At 65.0% G+C, this 26,047-nt stretch carries 16 protein-coding genes; 14 read left to right on the forward strand and 2 right to left on the reverse strand.

Annotation, left to right across the window (positions count from 1 at the left end):
- The first annotated feature begins 3 nt into the window (after window positions 1-3).
- The 3 genes from BVH01_RS09465 (at window position 4) to tpx (ending at window position 6,015) form a co-directional block, all read left to right on the forward strand.
- Window positions 4-1,737 carry an autotransporter assembly complex family protein gene (locus BVH01_RS09465; RefSeq protein ID WP_075930087.1) on the forward strand — a complete coding sequence of 578 codons (1,734 nt, stop codon included), beginning with the start codon at window positions 4-6 and terminating at the stop codon, window positions 1,735-1,737.
- Window positions 1,734-5,405: a translocation/assembly module TamB domain-containing protein gene (locus tag BVH01_RS09470; RefSeq protein WP_075930088.1), complete on the forward strand. Its 3,672-nt coding sequence runs from the start codon at window positions 1,734-1,736 to the stop codon at window positions 5,403-5,405. The genes BVH01_RS09465 and BVH01_RS09470 overlap by 4 nt, the downstream gene beginning before the upstream one ends.
- Window positions 5,406-5,514: 109 nt before the next feature.
- The gene (gene tpx / locus BVH01_RS09475) at window positions 5,515-6,015 is read left to right on the forward strand and encodes a thiol peroxidase (protein WP_075930089.1); all 501 of its coding nucleotides are present in this window, start codon (window positions 5,515-5,517) and stop codon (window positions 6,013-6,015) included.
- Window positions 6,016-6,072: 57 nt separating this feature from the next.
- Here the strand turns inward: tpx and BVH01_RS09480 are convergent, their stop codons facing one another.
- Window positions 6,073-7,002, reverse strand: a complete 930-nt coding sequence (locus BVH01_RS09480; protein WP_075930090.1) for a LysR family transcriptional regulator — start codon at window positions 7,000-7,002, stop codon at window positions 6,073-6,075.
- Window positions 7,003-7,233: 231 nt separating this feature from the next.
- Here BVH01_RS09480 and chvE point away from each other — a divergent pair, with 231 nt between their 5' ends.
- From chvE to BVH01_RS09535, 11 genes are all read left to right on the forward strand, one after another.
- Window positions 7,234-8,298, forward strand: a complete 1,065-nt coding sequence (chvE, locus tag BVH01_RS09485) for a multiple monosaccharide ABC transporter substrate-binding protein (RefSeq protein ID WP_075930091.1) — start codon at window positions 7,234-7,236, stop codon at window positions 8,296-8,298.
- Window positions 8,299-8,406: 108 nt separating this feature from the next.
- Window positions 8,407-9,933 carry a multiple monosaccharide ABC transporter ATP-binding protein gene (gene mmsA, locus BVH01_RS09490; RefSeq protein WP_075930092.1) on the forward strand — a complete coding sequence of 509 codons (1,527 nt, stop codon included), beginning with the start codon at window positions 8,407-8,409 and terminating at the stop codon, window positions 9,931-9,933.
- 14 nt (window positions 9,934-9,947) lie between these two features.
- Window positions 9,948-11,153, forward strand: a complete 1,206-nt coding sequence (gene mmsB / locus BVH01_RS09495) for a multiple monosaccharide ABC transporter permease (protein WP_075930093.1) — start codon at window positions 9,948-9,950, stop codon at window positions 11,151-11,153.
- Between the two features lie 92 nt (window positions 11,154-11,245).
- Window positions 11,246-12,028: an SDR family NAD(P)-dependent oxidoreductase gene (locus BVH01_RS09500; protein ID WP_075930094.1), complete on the forward strand. Its 783-nt coding sequence runs from the start codon at window positions 11,246-11,248 to the stop codon at window positions 12,026-12,028.
- Window positions 12,025-13,770: an L-arabinonate dehydratase gene (araD, locus tag BVH01_RS09505; RefSeq protein WP_075930095.1), complete on the forward strand. Its 1,746-nt coding sequence runs from the start codon at window positions 12,025-12,027 to the stop codon at window positions 13,768-13,770. The genes BVH01_RS09500 and araD overlap by 4 nt, the downstream gene beginning before the upstream one ends.
- Window positions 13,771-13,789: 19 nt before the next feature.
- Entirely contained in the window at window positions 13,790-14,695 is a 906-nt protein-coding gene (locus BVH01_RS09510; protein ID WP_075930096.1) for a 2-dehydro-3-deoxygalactonokinase, read from the forward strand.
- A gap of 2 nt (window positions 14,696-14,697) precedes the next feature.
- On the forward strand, window positions 14,698-15,585 hold the full coding sequence (locus tag BVH01_RS09515) for an SMP-30/gluconolactonase/LRE family protein (protein ID WP_075930097.1): 888 nt from the start codon (window positions 14,698-14,700) through the stop codon (window positions 15,583-15,585).
- Between the two features lie 430 nt (window positions 15,586-16,015).
- On the forward strand, window positions 16,016-17,230 hold the full coding sequence (locus tag BVH01_RS09520; RefSeq protein WP_075930098.1) for an MdtA/MuxA family multidrug efflux RND transporter periplasmic adaptor subunit: 1,215 nt from the start codon (window positions 16,016-16,018) through the stop codon (window positions 17,228-17,230).
- A complete protein-coding gene (locus BVH01_RS09525) occupies window positions 17,227-20,322 on the forward strand; it encodes an MdtB/MuxB family multidrug efflux RND transporter permease subunit (protein WP_075930099.1) in 3,096 nt (1,031 codons plus the stop codon). The genes BVH01_RS09520 and BVH01_RS09525 overlap by 4 nt, the downstream gene beginning before the upstream one ends.
- On the forward strand, window positions 20,319-23,420 hold the full coding sequence (locus BVH01_RS09530; RefSeq protein WP_075930100.1) for an efflux RND transporter permease subunit: 3,102 nt from the start codon (window positions 20,319-20,321) through the stop codon (window positions 23,418-23,420). The genes BVH01_RS09525 and BVH01_RS09530 overlap by 4 nt, the downstream gene beginning before the upstream one ends.
- Window positions 23,417-24,886: an efflux transporter outer membrane subunit gene (locus tag BVH01_RS09535; RefSeq protein ID WP_075930101.1), complete on the forward strand. Its 1,470-nt coding sequence runs from the start codon at window positions 23,417-23,419 to the stop codon at window positions 24,884-24,886. The genes BVH01_RS09530 and BVH01_RS09535 overlap by 4 nt, the downstream gene beginning before the upstream one ends.
- A gap of 99 nt (window positions 24,887-24,985) precedes the next feature.
- Here BVH01_RS09535 and BVH01_RS09540 read toward each other — a convergent pair whose 3' ends face one another.
- Window positions 24,986-25,987 (reverse strand): glutathione S-transferase family protein, encoded by a 1,002-nt coding sequence (locus BVH01_RS09540; RefSeq protein ID WP_075930102.1) that lies wholly within the window; start codon window positions 25,985-25,987, stop codon window positions 24,986-24,988.
- Between the last annotated feature and the right edge of the window lie 60 nt (window positions 25,988-26,047).

Here is a 26,047-nt window from a genome sequence, read left to right on the forward strand (position 1 = left end):
GTCATGAGAGTACTTTCGACACTCGGCGCGGGATGCGCGCTCATGCTGTTCAGTGCCACGCTGCTTGCCGAGGACGCTCGTCTGGTGGTCAGCGTGCAGCCGGCCAACAATGCTTTGAAGAGCAATGTCGAAGGCTATATCGGCAATCTTGGCGAGCGCGACGTCGAGGCGTTGCAGCGCCTGCGGCGCGTGGTCGAGGGCCAGGCCGAGAAGGCCGCCCAGGCGTTGGGCTATTACCACGCGCAGATTAGCACCGAAGTGGTCGAACAGACGCCGCCGCGGCTCGATGTGCGGATCATTCCTGGCGAGCCGGTGCGTCTTGGTAACGTCACCGTCAGGGTCGAGGGCCCGGCCTCGCAAATGCGTGCCTTCCAGCTCCCCAAGGACGCCCAGCTGATCCAGGGCGCGCGGCTCAATCATGGCCGCTACGAGGCGGCCAAACGGCATATCCAGAATCAGGCGTCGCGTTACGGATTCTTCCGTGGGCGCTTCACCCAGCAAAGCCTGCGTATCGATCCCCAGGCCGGCCTGGCCGATATCGAACTGGTCTACGACAGCGGCCCGCGCTACAGCCTCGGCCACGTCAGTTTCGAAGGCGACATGCCTTTCGATGACGAACTGCTGCAACGCATGGTGCCGTTCCCGGCGGATACGCCCTACGACTCCGAGCGCATCGCCGAGCTCTACCAGGCGCTGCGTTCCAGCGGCTACTTCGAATCGGTACGGGTCGATGCCAGCCCGGCGGTGGCCGACCAGCAGGTGATTCCCGTCAATGTGCACCTGCAGACCCGCCTGCCACGCACCATGGGCCTGGGCCTGGGGTTTTCCACCGATGTCGGCCCACGTGGCCGCATCCAGTGGGAGCGCCACTGGGCCAACCCGCAGGGCCACAGCTATGGCGCGGAAATGGAGCTGTCGGCGCCGCGGCAGAACGTCGGCCTGTGGTACGACATTCCCGGCGACCCGCCGATGACCGACAAGCTGCGTATCGCTGGCGGCTATCAGTATGAGGAGCTGGCCGACACCGACAGCCTGAGCCGCCTGCTGACCGTCGGCCCGGAATGGCACAGCAAGCTCGACAGTGGTTGGCAGCGGGTGATCTCCCTGAAGTGGCAGCGCGAGGAGTATCGACTCGGCGATGACTCGGGGCTCAGCACCCTGTTGATGCCGGGCATCAGCTATTCCTATCTGCACAGCGACAGCCGTATCGATCCCAACAACGGCTATCGCCTGCAGTTCGATGCCTCGGTGGCCAAGGACGGGCTGCTGTCCGACTCCGATGTGGTGCACGGCAACGTGCTCGTCAAAGGCCTGACCACACTCTGGCAGAACCACCGCTTTCTCGGACGCGCCCAGTTCGGCGGCACCGAGTCCAAGGGCTTCAACTCCTCCGTACCGCCGTCGCTGCGCTTCTTCGCCGGTGGCGACCAGAGCGTTCGCGGCTATGACTACCAGAGCCTGTCGCCACTGAACAACAAGGGCGACAAGATCGGTGGGCGCTACATGGTCGCGGCCAGCGCCGAGTATCAGTACAGCATTGCCGACAAGTGGCGGGTGGCCACGTTCTACGATACCGGCAATGCGTTCAATTCCCTGCAGATGCCGTCACTGAAAAGTGCGGTAGGTGTGGGCGTTCGCTGGGTGTCACCGGTAGGACCACTGCGTCTGGATCTGGCGCATCCTCTGGACGACGACGGCGGGGTGCGCCTGCACTTTTCCATGGGGCCGGAACTGTGAGGCGAGTACTCAAATATGCCGGCCTGAGCCTGGCGGGCCTGGTGGCGCTGCTGACGGTGCTCTTGATTTGGATGCTGGCAAGCTCGTCTGGCAGCCGCTGGACGCTCGGCTTGGTGCCAGGGCTGGAGTTCGATGGGTTCGAGGGGCGCCTGGGCGGGCACTGGACAGCCGAGCAGTTGCGCTGGCAACAGGGCGACGATCAGGTGCTGGTGCTTGGACCGCAGTTCGACTGGTCGCCGGCATGCCTGCTGCGTTTGACGCTGTGCATCGACACAGTACGCAGCGAGCGCATCGAGCTGAATTTCGCACCGAGCGACGAGCCGCCAAGTGACGAGCCCTTCAGACTGCCGCAATTGGATCTGCCGGTGGCCCTGGAGGTCGGCGAGGTGTGGATCGGCAGCCTGCAGTTCAATGGCGACGATCAGTTGCAGGGGCTCGAACTCGCCGCGGATTGGGCCAGCGAGGGGCTGAACATCAGCCGCCTGCATGTGCAGCGAGACGAACTGGTCATCGACCTGCAGGGCCGCCTGCAGCCCAGTGATGAGTGGCCGCTGACGCTGCAGGGCAGCGCAACGCTGCCGTCCCCCGGTGAGACGCCTTGGAACCTGTCGCTGCAGGTGGAAGGTAGTCTGCGCCAGAGCCTGGCGCTGGTGGTCGACAGTTCCGGTTACCTGGCGGGCCGTCTGAGCGGGGAGGTGCAGCCACTGGTCGAGCATATTCCGGCGACGCTCACGCTTAACGCCGATGGCTTCAAGGCGGACGATTCGCTGCCTGAGACCTTGCGTTTGAATGGCGTCACGCTCAAGGCTGCGGGTAATCTCCAAGACGGTTATGGCATCGACGGCATCGCCATGTTGCCCGCCGAGGATGGGCCGGTTGCCCTGGCGCTGCGCGGACGCGTCGACGCAGCCGGCGCCGATATCGAAACGCTGCGTCTGACAGCCGCCGAGAACCAGTATCTGGCCGTCAATGGTCGCCTGGATTGGCAGGAAGGCTTCAGCGCCGACACCCACGTCGATTGGCAGGAATTCCCCTGGCAGCGCCTGTATCCCATGGATGAAGCGCCGCCAGTGACCCTGAACAAGCTTACCGGCGACCTCGCTTATGAGAATGGCAACTACCTGGGCAATCTGTCCGCCGAACTGGATGGCCCCGCCGGTGCATTCAGCGTGCAGACGCCGCTGAGCGGTGATCTGCAGCAGATTCATTTACCGCAACTGCTGGTGCGCGCTGGGCAGGGCAAGATCGATGGCCAGCTCACCGTGGGTTTTGCCGAAGCGATCCGCTGGGATGCCCAGTTGCAGGTCAGCGAATTCGACCCCGCCTATTGGGTCGCCGAGCTGCCGGGGCGCATCGCCGGGCCGATTCGCAGCAAGGGCGAGTTGCGCGACGGCCGCCTGGAACTGACTGGTGATCTCGACCTGCAAGGCCGCCTTCGTGGCCAGCCGGCGCAATTGCAGGCTCGCGTCGCCGGTGCCGGCGAACGCTGGGACGTAAGCGCGCTCAGCGTGCGTCTGGGCGACAACCGTATCGACGGCAGTGGCCAGCTGGAGCAGCGCCTGCAGGGCCAGGTGCGGATCGCCCTCAACCGCCTCGGCCAGCTGTGGCCGGGCTTGCAGGGCCAGGCCACCGGGCGATTGGACCTGGCCGGCAGCCTGCAGGCGCCACAAGGCGCCTTCACGCTGAATGGGCAGGGCCTGGCATTCGAGGAAACCCGCCTTCGCCAGCTGGGGCTGGACGCCACGTTGGAAGGCAACGGGCAGGCCAGGCTGCAACTGCGTGGGCAGGGAATCGCCAGCGGTGACAGCCAGTTCGGCAACCTGACGGTCAATGGCACAGGTGATCAGCGTCAGCAACGGATGGACCTGAGTCTGGATGGGCCGCAGTTGCAAACCAGCCTGGCACTGGACGGCACCCTGGACCAAGGCAACTGGCGAGGACGCCTGAGCCGCGTCGAGATACAGGCCGGCGGACAGGACTGGCGCTTGCAGGCACCGGCCTCCCTGGTGCGGCTGGCCAGTGGCGAGATCGACCTTGGTGCCCATTGCCTGCGTTCCGGTGGGGCCAGCCTGTGCGGCGAGAACCAGCGCCTGCTGCCGGAGCCGAAGATCCGTTATCGCCTGGCCAATTTTCCGCTCGACAGCCTCTCGCCGTGGTTTCCGAAGGATTTCGCCTGGCAGGGTAGCCTCGATGCCGACGTGCGTCTGGATCTGCCGGCAGCGGGGCCCAGTGGCCGCGTGGTGGTGGATGCCGGCAGCGGTACCTGGCGTGTGCGTGACAACGAACAGTGGGTCGATTTCACCTACGACAGCCTGCGCCTGAGCAGCGAACTGCGGCCTCAGCGCATCGACAGCGAGCTGAGCCTGCGCGGCCCGCGTATCGGCGAGTTGTCGGTACAGGCGCAACTCGATCCGCGCCCGGCGAACAAGCCCTTGTCCGGTCAGTTCCGCCTGAACGGCTTCGACCTGGCCATCGCGCGGCCTTTCGTGCCGATGGTGGAGCGCCTGGCCGGGCAGTTGAACGGCAGCGGCACGCTATCCGGTGATCTGCTCAAACCGCTTGTCAACGGTCAGTTGGCGTTGAACGACGGCGAAGTTTCCGGTGGCGAACTGCCGACCAGTTTCGAAGACCTGCAGGTTCGCGTGCTGATCGCCGGCGAAAGCCTGCAGCTCAGCGGCGGCTGGCGCAGCGGCGAGCGAGGGCAGGGCTCGCTCGGCGGCGCACTGGCCTGGGGTGGTTCGCTAAGCGGCAACCTCAACGTGCAGGGCAGTCGCCTGCCGGTGACCGTCGAGCCGTATGCGAATCTGGAGGTCGAGCCGGACATGCAAGTGCGTTTGGCCGACGATCAGCTATCGGTCAGTGGCAAGGTGTCGATTCCCCGCGGCAAGATCGTGGTACGCGAATTGCCGCCGTCCACCGTCAAGGTATCCGACGACGCGGTGATCGTCGGTGCAGAGGCTCGCGAAAAACAACCGGTGGCCATCAGCATGGACATCGACGTAGATGTCGGCAGCGATAAGCTGACTTTCAGCGGTTTTGGGCTCAATGCCGAACTGGCCGGAAGGGTGCACATCGGTGATGACCTGGATACCCGCGGCGAGTTGAACCTCAACAAGGGCAACTTCCGTGGTTACGGCCAGCGCCTGACCATCCGCCGGGCCCGGCTGATGTTCGCCGGGCCGATCGACCAGCCGTTCCTGGATATCGAAGCGATCCGCAAGGTCGACGACGTGGTGGCTGGTCTGCGCGTGACCGGCAGCGCCGACCAGCCGCGCACCGAGGTGTTTTCCGAACCGGCGATGAGTCAGGAGCAGGCGCTGTCCTATCTGGTACTGGGGCGCCCGCTGTCGACCGGCAGCGAGGACAACAACATGCTCGCCCAGGCAGCGCTGGCCCTCGGCGTGGCTGGCAGTTCCGGGGTCACCGGCTCGGTCGCCGAGAGCCTGGGTATCCAGGATTTCCAGCTGGACACCGATGGCAGCGGCCGCAGCACCAGTGTAGTGGCCAGTGGCAACTTGTCCGAGCGCCTGAGCCTGCGTTACGGCGTCGGCGTGTTCGAGCCGGTCAACACCGTGGCCCTGCGTTACGCCCTGACGCGCCGCCTGTATCTGGAGGCGGCCAGCGGCCTGGCCAGCTCCCTGGACCTGTTCTACAAGCGGGATTTCTAGGCCGGCAGCCGGCGGCCCGCGGTGCCAAGATAAGCGTTTGCGGGCCGCCGTTACTGGCGTAGGATGATCGTCCCTGCGTGTTTCCACCCATCAAGAGAAGGATCGTTTCATGGCACAAGTAACCCTGCGCGGCAACCCGGTTGAAGTCGCTGGCCAACTGCCGCAAACCGGTCAGCAAGCGCCGGCGTTCACCCTGGTTGGCGCTGGCCTGGCAGATGTCAGCCTGAGCAGCCTGGCGGGCAAGCGCAAAGTGCTGAACATTTTCCCGAGCGTCGACACGCCGACCTGCGCCACCTCGGTACGCAAGTTCAACGCCGAAGCCAGCAAGCTGGCCAACACCGCGGTGCTGTGCATTTCCGCTGACCTGCCATTCGCCCAGGCGCGCTTCTGCGGCGCCGAAGGTCTGGAAAACGTTCAAAACCTGTCGACCATGCGCGGTGCCGAGTTCCTCAAGGACTACGGCGTTGCCCTGAGCTCCGGCCCGCTGGCCGGCGTTGCAGCCCGCGCCGTGGTGGTGCTGGACGAGAACGACAAGGTGCTGCACAGCGAGCTGGTCGGCGAAATCGCTGACGAGCCGAACTATGACGCGGCTCTGGCCGTGCTCAAGTAAGCAACTCTCGCTACCCGAAACGGCCTGCCTCGCGCAGGCCGTTTTCGTTTCTGCGGCTCATTTGTTCAGCGCCGCGCTGACCAGCCGGCGCAAGCGGTTGGCTACTGGCGACAGTTCGCGGCCCTTGACCAGCAACAGGTAGTAAGGCGACATCTCGATGGTGACGTTCAGCGGCAGCACCTTGAGCTTGGCGCCGACCTGATCGCCGAGCAGCAGGTCCGGCACTTCGCTGGCCAGCGGTGCGATGGCCGAAGACGACACCAGGATGGCGATCATCGCCAGGAGCGAGGTGGTGTTGGTGATGTTGGTCGGCAGCGGGGCGCCGGCGCTGAGAAAGGCGGTTTCCACCGCCTCGCGGATCGGCGCCCGGTGGCTCTGCATCACCCATTCGTAGGGCGACAGGTCGCGCAGCGTCACCTGGTCGACGTTGGCCAGCGGGTGATCCTGGCGCACGATCAGCTTCAGGGTTTCGGTACGTGCGGGGTAGATCTCGAAGCCCGCTGGGTTGACGCCGCGGGGCAGGCGGGCCAGCACGAAGTCGTTCTTGCCGGCGGCCAGGTCATGCACCAGTTCGTCGCTGGCGGCCACGTTGACGTGCACGTCGGCACGCGGCGAGATGGCCTTGAGCTGGCGAATGGCGGGAATCACGAAACCCACTGCCGCGCCAGTGACGGCACCGACCGTGGTCATGCCGCCTTCGCCCCGTTTGAGCTCCTCGACGTCCTGCGCCAGATCGCGCAGCTCCACCAGCATGTTGTGCGCGCGGCGGGCCAGGGCGCGGCCGATCAGCGTCGGCAGCATGCCCTTGGCGTGGCGCTCGAACAGGCGCGCGCCGAGGGTGTGTTCGATGTCTGCCAGCATGCGTGAGGCGGCTGGCTGGGTGACGGTCAGCTCGTCAGCAGCGAGGCCGAGCTGGCCGTGCTCGGCGATGGCGGCGATCAGGCGTAATTGGGGGATCTTCAGGTGGCGGGCGATGCCGATGTCCATGGTGGCGCTCGTTATTGTGGTTATGAGGGCGTGACGGAGTGTGCGCCTCAGATACGGGGCTGTCGATCATCTGCATATCATTATTGGTATGTGTTTACGCAAAATATGAATTTGCTTGATATGGGGTGCGCTTCTATCGTCAGGGCTGCTTTGAGCTCTTCGTTGACCGAACAACAATAATCGCGATGTCGCGCGTTCCTGAGCGCGCCAGGCGTCGCCAGGAGAAGCTGAATGAACACAGTCCGTAAACTCGTGGCCGCCATGGCCATGGGCGCCACCCTGGTCAGTGCCGCATCCGTCGGCGCGGCCGAAAAGGGCTTCGTCGGTATCGCCATGCCGACCAAGTCGTCCGCGCGCTGGATCGACGACGGCAACAACATGGTCAAGCAGCTGGAGAAAGCCGGCTACAAGGCTGACCTGCAGTACGCCGAAGACGACATTCCCACCCAGGTCTCGCAGATCGAGAACATGATGGTCAAGGGCGTCAACGTCCTGGTCATCGCCGCCATCGATGGCACCACCCTGACCAACGCCCTGGAAAACGCCAATGCGGCGGACATCAAGGTGATCGCCTACGACCGCCTGATTCGCGACAGCGAATACGTCGACTACTACGCCACCTTCGACAACACCAAAGTCGGCGTGCTGCAGGCCGAATCCCTGGTCAAGGGCATGCAGGCGCACGGCAAGGGCCCCTACAACGTCGAGCTGTTCGGTGGCTCGCCGGACGACAACAACGCCTATTTCTTCTACAACGGCGCGATGTCGGTGCTGCAGCCGCTGATCGACAAGGGCGAGATCAAGATCCTCTCCGGGCAGACCGGCATGGGCAAGGTCGGCACCCTGCGCTGGGACGGCGCCACCGCCCAGGCACGCATGGATAACCTGCTGTCCGCCAACTACACCAAAGAGCGCCTCGACGGCGTGCTGTCGCCCTATGACGGCATCTCCATCGGTGTGCTGTCGTCCCTGAAGGGCGTCGGTTACGGCTCCGGCGACATGCCGATGCCGATCGTCACCGGCCAGGATTCGGAAGTGCCCTCGGTGAAGTCCATCCTCGCTGGCGAGCAGTATTCGTCGATCTTCAAGGACACCCGCCAGCTCGCCGAAGTGACCGTCGGTATGGTCAAGGCGCTGCTCGAGGGCAGCGAGCCGCAGATCAACGACACCAAGACCTACGACAACGGCAAGAAGGTCGTGCCGGCCTACCTGCTGCAGCCGGTCACGGTCGACAAGAGCAACTGGGAAAAGGTGCTGATCGACAGCGGTTACTACACCAAGAACCAGGTCCAGTAAGCACGACCCCGCCGGCAGCACGGCCTGCTGCCGGCCCTTTACCTTTTCGTTTACCTGAGCATGGCGCGCCCGCTGCGGTTGGCGCGTGCCTTGCCGACGGATAAAGCCATGCAGCAAGACATCATTCTGGAAATGCGCGGCATCACCAAGACGTTCCCGGGCGTGAAGGCGCTCAACGACGTCAACCTGAAGGTGCGCCGTGGCGAGATCCACGCCCTGTGCGGCGAGAATGGCGCCGGCAAATCGACCCTGATGAAGGTACTCAGCGGCGTCTACCCGCACGGCAGCTACGACGGCGAGATCGTCTACGAAGGCAAGCCGCTGGCCTTCGGCGGCATTCGCGACAGCGAGCGCGAAGGCATCATCATCATTCACCAGGAGCTGGCGCTGGTGCCGCTGCTGTCCATCGCCGAGAACCTGTTTCTCGGCAACGAGATCGCCAGCAACGGGGTGATCGACTGGCCGGAAGTGTACCGGCGCACCGAGACGTTGCTGCGCAAGGTCGGCCTCGACGAGGTGGCCACCACACCGGTCGAAAAGCTCGGCGTCGGCAAGCAGCAGCTGGTGGAAATCGCCAAAGCGCTGGCCAAGGACGTCAAGCTATTGATCCTCGACGAGCCCACCGCGGCGCTGCAGGAAAACGACAGCCAGAAGCTGCTCGACCTGCTGCTGGAGTTCCGCGCCCAGGGCATTTCCTCGATTTTGATTTCCCACAAGCTCAACGAGGTCAGCCGCGTCGCCGACAGCATCACGGTGCTGCGCGATGGCGCTTCGGTGAGCAGCATGGATTGCCATGCCGAGGCGGTCAGCGAGGAAACCATCATCCGCGGCATGGTCGGTCGCGACATGGAGAACCGCTACCCGGATCGCACGCCGCAGATCGGCGAGACGCTGCTGGAGATCCGCGACTGGAACGTCTGGCACCCGGAGTCGACCTCGCGGCAGATGATCCGCAACGTCAATCTCAGCGTGGCAGCCGGCGAAGTGGTCGGCATCGCCGGCCTGATGGGGGCAGGGCGCACCGAATTGGCCATGAGCGTTTTCGGCAAGAGCTACGGGCGCAACATTTCCGGCTCCGTACACCTGCGCGGCCAGCCGATCGACGTATCCACCGTGCGCCGCGCCGTGGACAACGGCATCGCCTACGTCACCGAAGATCGCAAGGCCCTGGGCCTGGTGCTCGATGAAAGCATCCTGTGCAACACCACTCTGGCCAACCTGCCGGGCGTGTCCAGTCACGGGGTGATCGACGAGCACGAGGAGCGGCGCATCGCCGAGCAGTACCGCGAGGCGCTGCACATCCGTACGCCGGGTGTGTTCCAGAAGGTGCTCAACCTGTCCGGCGGCAACCAGCAGAAAGTGGTGCTCAGCAAATGGCTGTTCGCCAAACCCGAGGTGCTGATTCTCGACGAGCCCACCCGCGGCATCGACGTCGGTGCCAAGTTCGAGATCTACAGCCTGATCAACGGGCTCGCTGCCGACGGCAAGGGCGTGATCATCATCTCGTCGGAAATGCCCGAGCTGCTGGGCATGTGCGACCGCATCTACGTAATGAACGAAGGCGCCTTCCTGGGCGAACTGGCGCGTGAAGAGGCGAGCCAGGAAAAGATCATGTCGATGATCGTCAAGGCGTGAGCGAGGACAACGCAATGGATACCAACAACCAACCCGCCCAAACCCAGCAGGTGGCGCGACCTTCGCTGCTGGGTCACATGAAGAGCCACATCCGCGACTACGGCATGCTGCTGACCCTGGTGGTCATCATGGCGCTGTTCGAGGTACTCACCGACGGCACGCTGATGCGCCCGGTCAACCTCACCAACCTGCTGCTGCAGAACAGCTACATCATCATCATGGCCCTAGGCATGCTGCTGGTGATCGTCTCCGGGCACATCGACCTGTCGGTAGGCTCGGTGGTCGGCTTCGTCGGCGCCGCGGCGGCGGTGATGATGGTGCAGTGGGGCTGGTCGACCTCACTGGTGGTGCCGGTATGCCTGCTGATGGGTTGCCTGATCGGTGCGGCCCAGGGCTACTGGATCGCCTACTGGCAGATCCCGTCGTTCATCGTCACCCTGGCCGGGATGTTGGTATTCCGCGGCTTGACCCTGGCAGTGCTCGACGGCCAGTCGATCGGCCCGTTCTCCAGCAGCTTCCAACTGATGAGCAACGGTTTCATCCCGGACGTCTTCGGGGTCAAGCGACCCAACGTGACCGCCATCGTGCTCGGCGTGTTCGCCGCGGCGATGATCATCTACCTGGCGCTGCGCGCCCGTCGCCGCGCCAAGCGCTACGGCATCGTCGACGAGCCGGGCTTGTTCTTCACGGTCAAGAACCTGCTGATCGCCGGCGCCATCGTCTACATCGCCTATCTGTTGGCCACCTACCGCGGCCTGCCCAACGTACTGATCATCATGGCCATGCTGATCAGCGCCTACACCTTCCTGACCAACCGCACCACGCTGGGCCGGCGCATCTACGCCATTGGCGGCAACGTCAAGGCGGCCAAGCTGTCGGGCATCAACACCGAGCGGCTGACCTTCTTCGCCTTCGTCAACATGGGCATGCTCGCCGCTCTGGCCGGTTTGATTTTCGCTGCGCGGCTCAACACCGCCACACCCAAGGCTGGCGTGTCGTTCGAGCTGGACGTGATCGCCGCGGTATTCATCGGCGGTGCGTCGATGTCCGGCGGCGTCGGCAAGATCATCGGCGCGGTGATCGGCGCCCTGATCATGGGGGTGATGAACAACGGCATGTCGATCCTCGGCATCGGCATCGAATGGCAGCAGGTGATCAAGGGCCTGGTGCTGCTGGCCGCGGTGATCTTCGATGTCGTCAATAAGAGCAAGTCCCGTTGAGCGACGCTGAGGCGTCACCCACCTATTTTCGCAGTACCGCGGGCGCCAGGCACGAAGCTGTGCGCCGCGGGATGAACACGAGGTAACAGGCCATGAGTAGCCACAATCAACCATCAGGCAAGGTGGTGTACGCCGACCTGGCCGGGCGCACCGTGCTGATTTCCGGTGGCGCCACCGGTATCGGTCGCGCGCTGGTCACGGCGTTTGCCAAGCAGGGGGCGCGCACCGCCTTCGTCGATATCGACGACAAACACGGCAAGGCGTTGGCCAGTGAGCTGACGGAAGCAGGGCACCAGGTGCTTTTCCTGCGTTGCGACATCACCGACGTGAAGGCCTACCAGGCCGCCATCCACAAGGTTGCCGAGCAGTTCGGGCCGATCACCGCGTTGCTCAACAACGCCGCCAATGACGTGCGCCATGCGCTGGATTCGATCAGCACCGAGCGCTTCGACGACCTGATCGCCGTCAACCTGCGCCACGCCACCTTCGCCACCCAGGCGGTGGTGCCGATGATGCGCCAGGCCGGCGGCGGCTCGATCATCAATTTCGGCTCCGTGGGCTGGATGATGGCCTCGGCCGGCTACCCGGTCTATGCCGCCAGCAAAGCCGCCACCCATGGCCTGACCCGTGGCCTGGCGCGGGATCTGGGCAAGGAGCGGATTCGCGTCAACACCCTAGTGCCCGGTTGGGTGATGACCGAGAAGCAGTTGGCCATGTGGGTCGACGAAACGGCCAAGGAACAGATTCGCCAGAACCAGTGCATGCCCGGCCAGTTGTTGCCCGAGCACATCGCCGACATGGCGCTGTTTCTGGCATCCGATGCGGCGGCGATGTGCACCGCACAGAATTTCATCGTTGACGGAGGTTGGGTATGAGCACCTTCAAACCGGCAGTCTGGCCGCGCAAGCTGCGTTCCACCGAATGGTTCGGCGGCAACTCGCGGGATCACATCTACCACCGCAGCTGGATGAAGAACCAGGGCCTGCCAGCAGACTTGTTCGATGGTCGCCCGGTGATCGGCATTTGCAACACCTGGTCGCAGCTCACGCCTTGCAACGCGCACCTGCGCGACCTGGCCGAGCGGGTCAAACATGGTATCTACGAGGCCGGCGGCCTGCCGCTGGAGTTTCCGGTGTTCTCCGCCGGGGAAAGCTCCCTGCGCCCGACGGCGATGATGTACCGCAACATGGCGGCGATGGACGTCGAAGAGGCATTGCGTGCCAACCCGCTGGACGGCGTGGTGTTGCTCGCCGGTTGCGACAAGACCACGCCGGCACTGCTGATGGGCGCGGCCAGCGTCGACATTCCGGCCATCGTGGTGTCCGGCGGGCCGATGCTCAACGGCTGGTTCCGCGGTGAGCGGGTGGGCTCGGGCACCGCGCTGTGGCAGATGTCCGAAGACATCAAGGCCGGCAAGATGAGCCGCGAAGATTTTCTCGAGGCTGAGCAGTCGATGTCGCGCTCGCCGGGCTCCTGCAACACCATGGGCACCGCCAGCACCATGGCCAGCATGGCCGAGGCGCTGGGTATGGCGCTGTCCGGCAATGCGGCGATTCCGGCCGTGGACAGCCGTCGCCGGGTGGTCGCTCACCTGACCGGACGGCGTATCGTGCAGATGGTCAAGGACGACCTGAAACCCTCCGACATCATGACCCGCCAGGCCTTCGAGAACGCCATTCGTGTCAACGGCAGCATCGGCGGTTCGACCAATGCGGTGATCCATCTGCTGGCCATCGCCGGACGCGTCGGCGTCGATCTGACCCTGGACGACTGGGATCGCCTGGGCCAGGACATCCCGACCATCGTCAACCTGATGCCGTCGGGCAAGTACCTGATGGAAGAGTTCTTCTACGCCGGCGGCCTGCCGGTGGTGATCCGCATGCTCGGCGAGGGCGGCAAGCTGCACAAGGGCGCGCTGACGGTTTCCGGGGAAACCATCTGGGAGGAGGTCAAGGGCGTTCGCAACTGGAACGAGGACGTCATCCGCCCGGTGGACAAGGCGCTCACCGCCAAGGGTGGCATCGCCGTGCTGCGCGGCAACCTGGCGCCGCGCGGTGCGGTGCTCAAACCCTCGGCTGCCTCACCGCACCTGATGCAGCACCGTGGCCGCGCCGTGGTTTTCGAAGATATCGACGACTACAAGGCGAAGATCAACGACGAAAACCTGGATATCGACGAACACTGCGTCATGGTCCTGAAGAACTGCGGCCCGCGCGGTTATCCGGGCATGGCCGAGGTGGGCAACATGGGCCTGCCGCCCAAGGTGCTGCGCAAGGGCATCACCGACATGGTGCGCATTTCCGATGCGCGCATGTCCGGCACCGCCTACGGCACCGTGGTGCTGCATACCACGCCGGAAGCGGCGGCAGGTGGCCCGCTGGCGGTGGTGCGCGATGGCGACATGATCGAACTCGACGTGGAAGCACGGCGCATCCATCTCGACATCCCCGATGAAGAGCTGCGCCAGCGCCTGGCCGAGTGGCAGCCCACCGTCGAGGCACCGACCAGCGGCTACATCAAGCTGTTCCACGATCATGTGCAGGGCGCCGACAGTGGCGCGGACTTCGACTTCCTCAAGGGCTGCCGCGGTGCCGGCATTCCCAAAGACAGTCATTGAGCGGGAGAGGGCGGCGCACATGAGCGAGGTCAGCTGGATCGCCGTCGACTGGGGCACCACGCAGTTGCGCGCCTGGGCGCTGGCCGTCAATGGTGAGGTGCTGCATCGCGCCGCCTCGACGCGCGGCATGGGCAGCCTGGCGGTGGATCAGTTCGAGGCGGCGTTGCTCGAGCTGATCGACGGCTGGCTGACTGCTGATCGCGTCACCGAGGTGGTCGCCTGCGGCATGGTCGGCGCGCGCCAGGGCTGGCGCGAAGCACCCTATGCCGAGGTGCCTTGCGCGCCTCAGGCGATGGCGCGAGTGATCAGGCCCGAGGTGAGCGATGCACGCCTGCGCGTGTCGATCATCCCCGGCTTGTGCCAGCGTTCGCCGGCGGACGTACTGCGCGGCGAAGAGACCCAGATCGCTGGCCTGCTGGCCGAATGGCCGGACTATCACGGCCTGGTGTGCCTGCCCGGCACCCACAGCAAGTGGGCCGAAGTGCGCGGTGGCCAGGTGCTCGCATTCCAGACCTTCATGACCGGCGAGCTGTTCGCGCTGCTCAGCGGCCAATCGGTGCTGCGCCATGGCATGCAGGGCGATCATCACCTGGACCTGCCGGCGTTCGACGCCGGTCTGCGCGCCGCTGCCGAGCGCCCGCTGCTCGGCGCACTGTTCGGCCTGCGTGCCGAAAGCCTGCTCGAAGGCCTAGCGCCCGTTGCGGCGCGCTCGCGCCTGTCCGGGCTGCTGATCGGCCAGGAGCTGGCCGGTTTGCCTGAACATTGGCAGGGCCTGCCGGTCTGTGTAATCGGTGATGGCGAGGCGGCGGAGCGCTATCGTCATGCCCTGGCGACTCTGAGCATCGCCGCGCAAACCCTGGGTGCCGAGCAGGTTACCCTGGCCGGTCTGGCGGCTGCCCATCAGCACATCAGCGGAGATTCCTAGACATGGCTGCACATCCCCTCGGCAGCACCACCGCCCGCATCGCCGATTCCCGGGCCTGCACCTTGGGCGAGGGCGTGTTCTGGCACCCGCGGCGTGAGCAGCTGTTCTGGTTCGACATTCTTGGCCGCCGCCTGCTCAGCCAGCGCGACGGCCAGCCGCTGGAATGGTCGCTGGAAGAGCGCGCGTCCGCTGCCGGCTGGATCGACAGAGATCGCCTGCTGATGGCCAGTGAAACCGCGCTGTCGATCTTCGATCTGCGCAGCGGCGCTCGGGAGCGAATCTGCGCCCTGGAGGCGGACAATCCGCTGACTCGCTCCAACGATGGCCGCGCCGACCCCTGGGGCGGTTTCTGGATCGGCACCATGGGCCTGCAAGCCCAACCCCAGGCGGGCGCCATCTACCGCTATTACCGGGGCGAGCTGCGCCGCCTGTTCGCCGACATCACCATCAGCAACGCTATCTGTTTCTCGCCGGATCGACGCTTCGCTTACTTCGCCGATACCGAACGCCAGCGTATCTGGCGTCAGGCGCTGGACGAGCAACATGGCTGGCCGAGCGGCGAAGCGCAGCCGTTCATCGATGGCCGCGTGGCCGGCCTGAATCCCGACGGCGCCGTGGTCGACAGCCAGGGGCGGCTGTGGAACGCGCAGTGGGGGGCTTCGCGAGTCGCCTGCTACGACGCCCACGGTCAGTTCGTCCAGGCCGTGGCCTTTCCCGCCTCGCAGATATCCTGCCCGGCATTCGCGGGGCCGGACCTGTCGACGCTGTTCGCCACCTCCGCCCGCGAGGGCCTGGAAGATGACCAGCTCGCCGCCGAACCCCATGCCGGCAAGCTGTTCGCCGTGGACGTGCCAGCCCAGGGGCAGGCCGAGCATCAGGTGACTCTCTGAGAAGCTGTTCATGATCTTTGAGCCCAGGTTCGTCGACGTTGGCAGCTACGTGGCGGTAGCGGCCGTTATCCGATCCATTGTGGGAGCCGCGACCTCGCGGCGAATCGCTCAGGCACCGCCGAAATAGGCAGTCAGGCTGCAATCGTTTCGCCCCGAGGTCGGGGCTCCCACAGGTTGGTTTGAGTGTCTGCTTCTGCCTTGTAGCTGCCGCTTCATACGCATAAAGATCGTGAGCACGTTCCAAGCCCCAATCATTACCAGGCACTACACGCGCAGCCGCCTGGCATGCCCGAAATAGAGATGTTCGTGGCGTACGGCGTAATGTTTTTCCTCTTTAAACCGCTTGTGGAGGTAAATAGCCGGTAAAGAGGCTTTGCTTCATGCCTAGGAGTGCTTATCGTTCACGCTCCTCACAGGAAGCGATTGGCTCATGTCCGAAGTAAACACAACGTCCAGCACCCCATCTTCCAAACGTCAATGGTTCATCGGTCTGCTCTTGCTGGCGTTGATCATCGTGCTGATCTGGTGGTTCTGGCCTACCAAGGCCGAGCCCGAGGGCGATTCTGGCTGGGGTTTCAACAACGTGCCGGTGCGCATCGCCCAGGTCGAATCCCGCGACTTCCCCATTGTGCTCAAGGCGCTGGGTACGGTCACCGCCTACAACACCGCCAACGTGCGTGCTCGCGTCGACGGGCAGTTGACCAAGGTGCTGTTCAAGGACGGCCAGCCGGTCAAGGCCGGTGACGTGCTGGTGCAGATCGACCCGCGCCCTTACGAGATCGCCCTACAGCAGGCCCAGGGCACCCTGGCCGAGAACCAAGCCCAGCTACGCGCTGCCGAAAAGGATCTGGCGCTGTATCGCGGCCTGTTCAAGGAAGACTCCATCGCCCGCCAGACCCTGGATACCCAGGAAGCGCTGGTCAATCAGTATCGCGGCACGCTGCAGAACAACCAGGCTGCAGTGGCCGAAGCCAAGCTGAACCTGGACTTCACCAGGGTGCGCGCGCCCATCGATGGCCGCTTGGGCATTCGTCAGGTCGATCTGGGTAACCTGGTCGCTTCCGGCGATACCGACCCCATCGTGGTGATCACCCAGACGCTGCCGATCTCGGTGGTATTCACCCTGCCCGAGGGCGAGTTGCCCGGCGTGCTGAAACAGGTCCGTGGCGACCGCAAGCTGGTGGTGCAGGCCTGGGATCGCAGCGAGAAGCAGCAGCTGGCCGAAGGCGTGCTGGAGAGCCTGGACAACCAGATCGACACCGCCACCGGTACGGTCAAGCTCAAGGCGCGCTTCGAGAACGCCGACGAGATGCTGTTCCCCAACCAGTTCGTCAATACCCGCCTGCAGGTCTCGGTGCGCGACGATGCCTTGCTGGTGCCCGTGGCTGCCCTGCAGTTCGGCGCCAGCGGCACCTTCGTTTACGTCATCGATGGCGAGGATAAAGTGCGGGTTCGACCGGTCAAGGTTGGCCCCAGCGATGGTGAGTTCACTGTGATCGAGGAGGGCGTCGCGGCTGACGAACGCGTCGTGGTCGAGGGCACCGACCGCCTGCGCGAAGGCAACAAGGTCGAAGTGATCGGCGAGGGCGCCAGCGAGCCGCCCGCCACCGGGGAAACCGCCCCGCGGGTGCGTAGCGCTTCATGAACGTCTCACGCCTGTTCATTCTGCGACCGGTCGCCACCACGCTGATCATGCTGGCGATCTTCCTCAGTGGCGTGATCGCCTACCGGCTGTTGCCGGTGTCGGCGCTGCCCGAAGTGGATTACCCGACCATCCGGGTGATGACCCTGTATCCGGGCGCCAGCCCCGACGTGATGACCAGCGCCGTGACCGCGCCGCTGGAGCGCCAGTTCGGGCAGATGGCCGGCCTGCAGCAGATGTCGTCGACCAGCTCCGGCGGTGCATCGGTCATTACCCTGCGCTTCAACCTCGAAGTGCAGCTGGACGTCGCCGAGCAGGAAGTGCAGGCGGCGATCAATGGCGCCACCAACCTGTTGCCCAACGACCTGCCGGCACCGCCGGTATACAGCAAGGTCAACCCGGCGGACACGCCGGTACTGACCCTGGCCGTGACCTCCAAGGAACTGCCGCTGCCCCAGGTCAACGACCTGGTCGACACCCGCCTGGCCCAGAAGCTGGCGCAAACCACCGGTGTGGGCCTGGTGTCGCTGGCCGGCGGTCAGCGCCCGGCCGTGCGCATCCGCGTCAATCCCGAGGCGCTGGCGGCCTACGGGCTGAATCTCTCCGACGTGCGCACGCTGATCAATGCCAGCAACGTCAACCAGCCCAAGGGTAACTTCGACGGCCCGACGCGGGTGGCTCAACTCGACGCCAACGACCAGTTGCGTTCGGCCGACGAATACCGTGACCTGATCCTCACCTACGCCAATGGCGCGGCGCTGCGCCTGCGGGACGTGGCGGATATCGTCGACGGCGCCGAGAACCAGCGCCTGGCCGCCTGGGCCAACCAGAACACCGCGGTGCTGGTCAACGTGCAGCGCCAACCAGGCGCCAACGTCATCGACGTGGTCGACCGCATCCAGACCCTGCTGCCCAACCTCACCCAGGGCCTGCCGGCCAGCGTAGAGGTGACGGTGCTCACCGACCGCACCCAGACCATTCGCGCCGCCGTGCGTGACGTACAGCACGAACTGATGCTGGCCATCGCCCTGGTGGTGATGGTGACTTTCCTGTTCCTGCGCAAGGTCTCGGCCACGCTGATTCCGTCGGTAGTGGTGCCGCTGTCGCTGATTGGTACCTTTGGCGTCATGTACCTGGCCGGTTTCACGGTCAACAACCTGACGCTGATGGCGCTGACCATCGCCACCGGTTTCGTGGTCGACGATGCCATCGTCATGCTGGAGAACATCGCCCGCCATCTGGAGGACGGCGAGACGCCGCTCAACGCCGCGCTCAAGGGCGCCAGGCAGATCGGCTTCACCCTGGTGTCACTGACCCTGTCGCTGATCGCCGTATTGATCCCGCTGCTGTTCATGGCCGATGTGGTCGGAAGGCTGTTCCGCGAGTTCGCCATCACTCTGGCGGTGGCCATCCTGATTTCCCTGGTGATTTCCCTGACCCTCACCCCGATGATGTGCGCGCGCCTGCTCAGGCATGAGCCGCAAGCCGAGCAGGGGCGTTTTTACCGGGGCGCCGGCGCAGTCATCGACGGCATGATCGAGCGTTATTCGGTTGGCCTGCGCTGGGTGCTGCGGCACCAGCCGCTGACCCTGCTGGTGGCCATCGGCACCATGGCCCTGACCGTGGTGTTGTACCTGGCGGTGCCCAAGGGCTTTTTCCCGGTGCAGGACACCGGGGTGATCCAGGGCATTTCCGAGGCGCCGCAGTCGATTTCCTTCAGCGCCATGAGCGAACGCCAGCAACGCCTGGCCGACGTGATCCTCAAGGACCCGGCGGTGGCCAGCCTGTCGTCCTACATCGGTGTGGACGGCGACAACCCGACCCTGAACAGCGGGCGCATGCTGATCAACCTCAAACCCCATGCCGAGCGCGACGTCAGCGCCAGCGAAGTGATCGAGCGGCTGCGGCCGGAACTCGCCAAACTGCCGGGTATCGAGCTGTTCCTGCAGCCGGTGCAGGATCTTTCCATCGAGGATCGGGTCAGCCGTACCCAGTTCCAGTTCAGCGTAGAGTCCCCCGACCCCGAGATGCTGGAAACCTGGTCGAACAAGCTGGTCGAGGCACTGCGCCAGCAGCCCGAGCTCAGCGACGTGACCAGCGATCTGCAAAGCCGCGGCCTGCAGGTGTACCTGAACATCGACCGCGACATGGCCGGGCGCCTGGGCGTGAGCGTGGCCAACATCGACGATGCGCTGTACGACGCCTTCGGCCAGCGGCAGATATCCACCATCTACACCCAGGCCAGCCAGTACCGCGTGGTGCTTGAGAGCGCCAACGGCGGCAGCATCGGCCCGGCCGCGCTGCGCCAGATCCACGTCGCCACTGCCGATGGCGATCAGGTCCCTTTGTCGTCCCTGGCCCAGGTCGAGGAGCGCGCGGCGAGCCTGTTGATCAACCACATCGGCCAGTTCCCGGCGGCCACGCTGTCGTTCAACCTCAGCCCCGGCGTAGCCCTGGGCGATGCGGTGGCGGTGATCGAGCGGGTGCAGCAGGAAATCGACATGCCGGTCAGCGTGCAGGTCAATTTCCAGGGTGCCGCCGAGGCGTTCCGCGCCTCGCTGTCGTCGACGCTGCTGCTGATCCTGGCCGCCATCGTGACCATGTACATCGTGCTCGGCGTGCTCTACGAGAGCTACATCCACCCGATCACCATCCTCTCGACCTTACCATCGGCCGGTGTCGGCGCCTTGCTGGCGCTGCTGCTGACCGGCAACGATCTGGGCCTGATCGCGATCATCGGCATCATCCTGTTGATCGGCATCGTCAAGAAGAACGCCATCATGATGATCGACTTCGCCCTCGACGCCGAGCGCCACCAGGACATGACGCCCCATGACGCGATCTACCAGGCTGCGCTGCTGCGCTTCCGACCGATCCTGATGACCACCCTGGCAGCCTTGTTCGGCGCCATTCCGCTGATGCTCGCCTCGGGCTCCGGCGCCGAGCTGCGTCAGCCGCTGGGCCTGGTGATGGTCGGAGGCCTGCTGCTCAGCCAGATCCTCACGCTGTTCACCACGCCGGTGATCTACTTGTACTTCGATCGCCTGGCGCGGCGTTTCAGTGGCCGCAGCGCGGCGGGTGTACCGAGCGCATGAATCTTTCGGCACCCTTCATCCGCCGCCCGGTCGCCACGCTGCTGCTGAGCCTGGCGATCATGCTGCTCGGTGGCGTCAGCTTCGGCCTGCTGCCAGTGGCGCCATTGCCGAACATGGATTTCCCGGTGATCACCGTGCAGGCCAGCCTGCCCGGGGCCAGCCCCCAGGTGATGGCCGCTACCGTGGCCACGCCGCTGGAGCGCTCGCTGGGTGCCATCGCCGGCGTCAGCCAGATGAACAGCAACAGCAGCCAGGGCAGCACGCGGATCATGATCGAGTTCGATCTGGACCGGGACATCAACGCCGCGGCGCGGGAGGTGCAGGCGGCCATCAACGCATCGCGCGAGCTGCTGCCCAGTGGCATGCGCAGCATGCCGACGTACCGCAAGATCAACCCGTCCCAGGCGCCGATCATGGTGCTGTCGCTGACCTCCAGCGTGCTCGACAAAGGCCAGCTGTACGATGTCGCCTCGACCATCGTCGGCCAGAAACTGTCCCAGGTCACCGGCGTCGGTGAAGTGCAGATCGGCGGCAGTTCGTTGCCGGCCGTGCGCGTGGCCCTGGAGCCGCGCCTGCTCGATCAGTACGGCCTGGCGCTGGACGACGTGCGCGCGACCATCGCCGCCGCCAACGCCAAGCGCCCCAAGGGCGCGGTCGAGGACGCCGGGCGTCATTGGCAGGTACAGGCCAGCGACCAGCTGGAACGCGCCGCCGACTACGTGCCGATGATCATCCGCTACCAGAACGGCGCGGCGATTCGCCTGGGCGATGTCGCCCAGGTCACCGATGGTGTGCAGGACCGCTACAACAGCGGCTTCTACAACGACAAGCAGGCGGTGCTGGTGGTGGTGAACCGGCAGAGCGGGGCGAATATCATCGAGACCGTCGCCGGCATCCGCGCGTTGCTGCCCGAGCTGCGTGGCGTGATCCCCGCCAGTGCCAACCTGGAAGTGGCCATGGACCGCTCGCCGGTGATCCGCGCGACCCTCAAGGAGGCCGAGCACACCCTGCTGATCGCCGTGGGCCTGGTGATTCTGGTGGTGTTCGCCTTTCTGCGCCGCTGGCGTGCGGCGCTGATTCCCGCCCTGGCGGTGCCGGTATCGCTGGTCGGCTCGTTCGCCGCCATGTACCTCCTGGGCTTTTCGCTGAACAACCTGTCACTGATGGCGCTGATCATCGCCACCGGCCTGGTGGTGGACGACGCCATCGTCGTGCTGGAGAACATTTCGCGGCATATCGAGGCCGGTGAAACGCCGATGGCCGCCGCCTTCAAGGGCGCCCGCGAGGTGGGCTTCACGCTGCTGTCGATGAACGTCTCCCTGGTGGCGGTGTTTCTTTCCATCCTGTTCATGGGCGGGCTGGTGGAGCGGTTGTTCCGGGAGTTCTCCATCACCCTGGCGGTGGCCATCGTCATTTCCCTGCTGGTATCGCTGACGCTCACGCCGATGCTCTGCGCCCGCTGGCTCAAACCCGAGCCCAAGGAGCAGGACCGTGAGCCAGGGCGCCTGGAGCGTATTGGCGCACGCATCGTGCGCGGCTATGAACGTAGCCTGGACTGGGCACTGCGCCACTCGCTGCTGATGCTGATCAGTCTGTTCGCCACCATCGCCCTGAACGTGTTCCTGTTCGTCATCGTGCCCAAGACCTTCATGCCCCAGCAGGACACCGGCCAACTGATGGGCTTCATTCGCGGTGACAACGGCCTGTCGTTCCAGGTCATGCAGCCGAAGATGGAAGCCTACCGGCGGGCGATCCTCGCCAATCCGGCGGTGGAAAGCGTGGCGGGTTTCATCGGCGGCAGTAGCGGCATCAACAATGCCATCATCATCGTGCGCCTCAAACCCATCGCCGAACGTGACATGTCGGCCCAGCAGGTGATCGACCGGCTGCGCAAGGAGGTGCCGAAGATTCCCGGTGGGCGGATGTTCCTGATGCCCGACCAGGATCTGCAGGTCGGAGGCCGCCAGGGGCGCAGTTCGGAAAACGAGTACATGCTGATGTCCGGTGACCTCGATGCCTTGCGCGAGTGGCTGCCCAAGGTGCGTGAAGCGCTGCGTGCGCTGCCTGAGCTGACCGACATCGATGCTACCGAAGATGGCGGCGCACCGCAGATTCGCCTGGTGGTCGACCGTGACGAGGCCAAGCGCCTCGGCGTGGACATGAGCCTGGTGACCGGCGTGCTCAACAACGCCTTCAGCCAGCGGCAGATCTCCACCATCTATGACAGCCTCAACCAGTACAGCGTGGTGATGGAGATCAACCCGCGCTATGCCCAGAGCCCTGAAGCGCTCAGGCAAATCCAGCTGATCACCGCCGATGGCGCGCGGGTGCCGCTGTCGGCCATCGCCCATTGGGAGAACAGCCTGGAAGATGATCGCGTCAGCCACCAGGGCCAGTTCGCCGTGGAGAACATCGGGTTTTCCCTGGCCGAAGGCGTCAGCCTCGACCAGGCGACCCGTGCGATCGACCGCGCCGTGGCGCGCATCGCGCTGCCCACCGAGGTGCAGGGCACCCTGGGCGGCACCGGCGCCGCGTTCCAGAAGACCCAGGACAACCAGCCGTGGATGATCCTGATGTCGCTGGTGGTGGTGTATATCGTGCTCGGCGTGCTCTACGAGAGCTACGTGCACCCGCTGACCATTCTCTCCACGCTGCCGTCGGCGGGGGTCGGCGCGCTGCTGGCGCTGCAGCTGCTGAATACCGAGTTCAGCCTGATCTCGCTGCTGGGGTTGTTCCTACTGATCGGGGTGGTGAAGAAGAACGCCATTCTGATGATCGACCTGGCCCTGCAGCTCGAGCGCCACGAGCACCTGAGCCCGGCCGAGTCGATCCGTCGCGCCTGTCTGCTGCGCTTCCGGCCGATCATGATGACCACCCTGGCGGCGCTGCTCGGCGCCTTGCCGCTGATGCTCGGCAGCGCCGAGGGCTCGGAGATGCGTCAGCCGCTGGGTATCACCATCGTCGGCGGGCTGATTCTCAGCCAGATCCTCACGCTTTACACCACTCCGGTGGTCTACCTCTATCTCGACCGCCTGCGCCATCGGGTCAACCGCTGGCGTGGCGTGCGTACCGATGCCGCTCTGGAAACGCCCCTATGACTGTCGCTCCCCGTCGAACCCTCTATCTGCTGGCGCTCAGCATCGCCCTGGCCGGTTGTGCCATCGGCCCCGATTACCAGCGCCCGGACCTCAACACGCCAGTGGCTTTCAAACAGGCCGACGGCTGGAAGGCCGCCGTACCGGCCGATTCCCTGGCACGGGGTGCCTGGTGGGAGCTGTACGGCGACGGCGAACTCAATGCGCTGGTCGGTCGCCTCAACGTTTCCAACCAGAACCTGGCGGCCTCGGAAGCCCAGTACCGCCAGGCCCGCGCCTTGCTGCGCAGCGGCCGTGCGGCGTTCTTCCCGACTCTGTCGAGCAGCGCCGGCATGACCCGGGCCGGCCAGGGCGGTGGCGACAGCACGTTGCGTACGGCCGATGGCATTGCCATTGGCGGTGGCAACTCGTCGAGCATCAGCAAGAGTTATGACCTGAGCCTCAACGCCAGCTGGGAGCTGGATGTGTGGGGCAAGCTGCGCCGCGGCCTGGAATCCAACCGTGCGGCGTTCGAAGCCAGCGCCGCCGACCTGGCAGCCGTACGCCTGAGCCTGCAGTCCGAACTGGTGCAGAGCTATCTGCAATTGCGCGTGCTGGATGAACAGCAGCGCCTGCTCGACGCCACCGTGGCGGCCTATCAACGCTCGCTGCGCTTGACCGAAAACCAGTACCGCGCCGGCATCGTGCCGCGTTCCGACGTCGCGCAGGCGCTGACCCAACTGCGCAGCACCGAAGCCCAGGCCATCGACCTGCAGTGGCAGCGCGCGCAACTCGAACACGCCATCGCCGTACTGATCGGCGTGCCGCCGAGCGAGGTCAGCATCGCTCGCCGCGAAACCCTGCCAGGTTTGCCCGATGTGCCAACCAGCGTGCCCTCGCAGCTGCTGGAACGTCGCCCCGACGTGGCGGCTGCCGAGCGCCGGGTGATCGCCGCCAACGCCGAAATCGGTGTGGCCAAGGCTGCCTGGTTTCCTGACCTGACCCTGTCTGCCACAGGTGGCTACCGCGGCAGCAGCTTCGCCGACTGGATCAACCTGCCGAACCGCTTCTGGTCGGTGGGCCCGCAGTTGGCGCTGACCCTGTTCGATGGCGGCCGGCGCAGCGCCGAAAGCGAGCGAGTCGAGGCGGCTTATGACCAGACCGTCGCCCAGTATCGGCAGGCCGTGCTGGACAGCTTCCGCGAAGTCGAGGATTACCTGGTTCAGCAGCGTGTGCTGGGCCGCGAAGCCGAGGTGCAGGATCAGGCGCTGGAGGCGGCGCGTGAGTCGCTGCGTTTGATCGAGAACCAGTACCGTGCCGGCACCGTGGACTACAACAGTGTGGTCAACGTGCAGGCCACGGCCTTGAGCAACGAGCGCAGCGCCCTGACGCTGCTCGGCAGTCGCCTGACCGCCAGCGTGCAACTGATTGCCGCGCTCGGCGGTGGCTGGGATGTGCAGCAGCTCGAGGAAGGCGAGCAGCCTCGATGACCCGAAGCCCGGATTAGCCGCAGGCGTAACCCGGGATCATCGTTCAATCGTGGGGAAGAGCCCGGGTGTCGCTTCGCTCGACCCGGGCTACATCTTTGCTCAAATGTGGCTATGAACGCCTTTGCCTGGCAGGCGCTCGCGATCATGGGGCGCATCGAAGTCCAGCGCCGGGCCCTTGGGCACGATGCCGGTCGGGTTGATGGTCTGGTGGCTGGCGTAGTAGTGGTGCTGGATGTGCCACATATCCACGGTCGCCGCCACGCCGGGCCATTGGTAGAGCTCGCGCAGCCAGTTACTGAGGTTCGGGTAATCGGCGATGCGCCGCAGGTTGCACTTGAAGTGGCCGTGGTACACGGCGTCGAAGCGCACCAGGGTGGTGAACAGTCGCCAGTCCGCTTCGGTCAGGTACTCGCCAGTCAGGTAGCGCGATTGCCCCAGGCGGGTTTCCAGCACCGACAGCTCCGCGAACAGCTCATCGAACGCTTCTTCGTAGGCCGCCTGGGTGGTGGCGAAGCCGGCGCGATAAACGCCGTTGTTCACTGCCGGGTAGATGCGTGCATTGAGCGCATCGATTTCGCCGCGCAGGGGCTCGGGGTAGAAGTCCAGACGGTTGCCGGTGATGCCATCGAACGCCGAGTTGAACATGCGGATGATCTCCGCCGATTCGTTGCTGACGATGCGTTGATGCTGCTTGTCCCACAGCAGTGGCACGGTGACCCGACCGGTGTATTCCGGGTCGTCCTCGGTGTAGCGCTGGTGCAGGAAGGCGAAACCGTCCAGGGCGTCGCCGCTGGAGCCGTGTTCCGGGTCGAAGGTCCAGCCGTTCTCGCGCATCAGCCAACTGACCACCGAAACCTCGATCAGCGGCTCGAGGCCCTTGAGGGTGCGCAGAATCAGGGTGCGGTGCGCCCAGGGGCAGGCCAGCGATACATAGAGATGATAGCGGCCGGCGTCGGCGGCAAAGCCACCTTCGCCGGATGGTCCGGCCGCGCCGTCTGCGGTTATCCAGTTGCGGCGCTGGGCGTTCTCGCGCTTGAAGCGCCCGCCCGCGCCGGTGTCGTACCACTGGTCGTGCCATTGGCCTTCGATCAGCAAGCCCATGTCGTTTACCCCCGTTTCAGTCGATGCCTGGAGTCTACCCAGTCAGCTATCGACCCAGGC

This window comes from Pseudomonas sp. PA1(2017), assembly GCF_001945375.1.
In the GTDB taxonomy this organism is placed as follows: Bacteria; Pseudomonadota; Gammaproteobacteria; order Pseudomonadales; family Pseudomonadaceae; genus Aquipseudomonas.

What these genes read in the sequence shown, in the direction of transcription:
- BVH01_RS09465 (WP_075930087.1), top strand. Translation starts at nt 4, where the DNA reads ATGAGAGTACTTTCGACACTCGGCGCGGGATGCGCGCTCATGCTGTTC.
- tpx (WP_075930089.1), top strand. Translation starts at nt 5,515, where the DNA reads ATGGCACAAGTAACCCTGCGCGGCAACCCGGTTGAAGTCGCTGGCCAA.
- BVH01_RS09480 (WP_075930090.1), bottom strand. Translation starts at nt 7,002, where the DNA reads ATGGACATCGGCATCGCCCGCCACCTGAAGATCCCCCAATTACGCCTG.
- chvE (WP_075930091.1), top strand. Translation starts at nt 7,234, where the DNA reads ATGAACACAGTCCGTAAACTCGTGGCCGCCATGGCCATGGGCGCCACC.
- mmsA (WP_075930092.1), top strand. Translation starts at nt 8,407, where the DNA reads ATGCAGCAAGACATCATTCTGGAAATGCGCGGCATCACCAAGACGTTC.
- mmsB (WP_075930093.1), top strand. Translation starts at nt 9,948, where the DNA reads ATGGATACCAACAACCAACCCGCCCAAACCCAGCAGGTGGCGCGACCT.
- BVH01_RS09500 (WP_075930094.1), top strand. Translation starts at nt 11,246, where the DNA reads ATGAGTAGCCACAATCAACCATCAGGCAAGGTGGTGTACGCCGACCTG.
- araD (WP_075930095.1), top strand. Translation starts at nt 12,025, where the DNA reads ATGAGCACCTTCAAACCGGCAGTCTGGCCGCGCAAGCTGCGTTCCACC.
- BVH01_RS09510 (WP_075930096.1), top strand. Translation starts at nt 13,790, where the DNA reads ATGAGCGAGGTCAGCTGGATCGCCGTCGACTGGGGCACCACGCAGTTG.
- BVH01_RS09515 (WP_075930097.1), top strand. Translation starts at nt 14,698, where the DNA reads ATGGCTGCACATCCCCTCGGCAGCACCACCGCCCGCATCGCCGATTCC.
- BVH01_RS09520 (WP_075930098.1), top strand. Translation starts at nt 16,016, where the DNA reads ATGTCCGAAGTAAACACAACGTCCAGCACCCCATCTTCCAAACGTCAA.
- BVH01_RS09525 (WP_075930099.1), top strand. Translation starts at nt 17,227, where the DNA reads ATGAACGTCTCACGCCTGTTCATTCTGCGACCGGTCGCCACCACGCTG.
- BVH01_RS09530 (WP_075930100.1), top strand. Translation starts at nt 20,319, where the DNA reads ATGAATCTTTCGGCACCCTTCATCCGCCGCCCGGTCGCCACGCTGCTG.
- BVH01_RS09535 (WP_075930101.1), top strand. Translation starts at nt 23,417, where the DNA reads ATGACTGTCGCTCCCCGTCGAACCCTCTATCTGCTGGCGCTCAGCATC.
- BVH01_RS09540 (WP_075930102.1), bottom strand. Translation starts at nt 25,987, where the DNA reads ATGGGCTTGCTGATCGAAGGCCAATGGCACGACCAGTGGTACGACACC.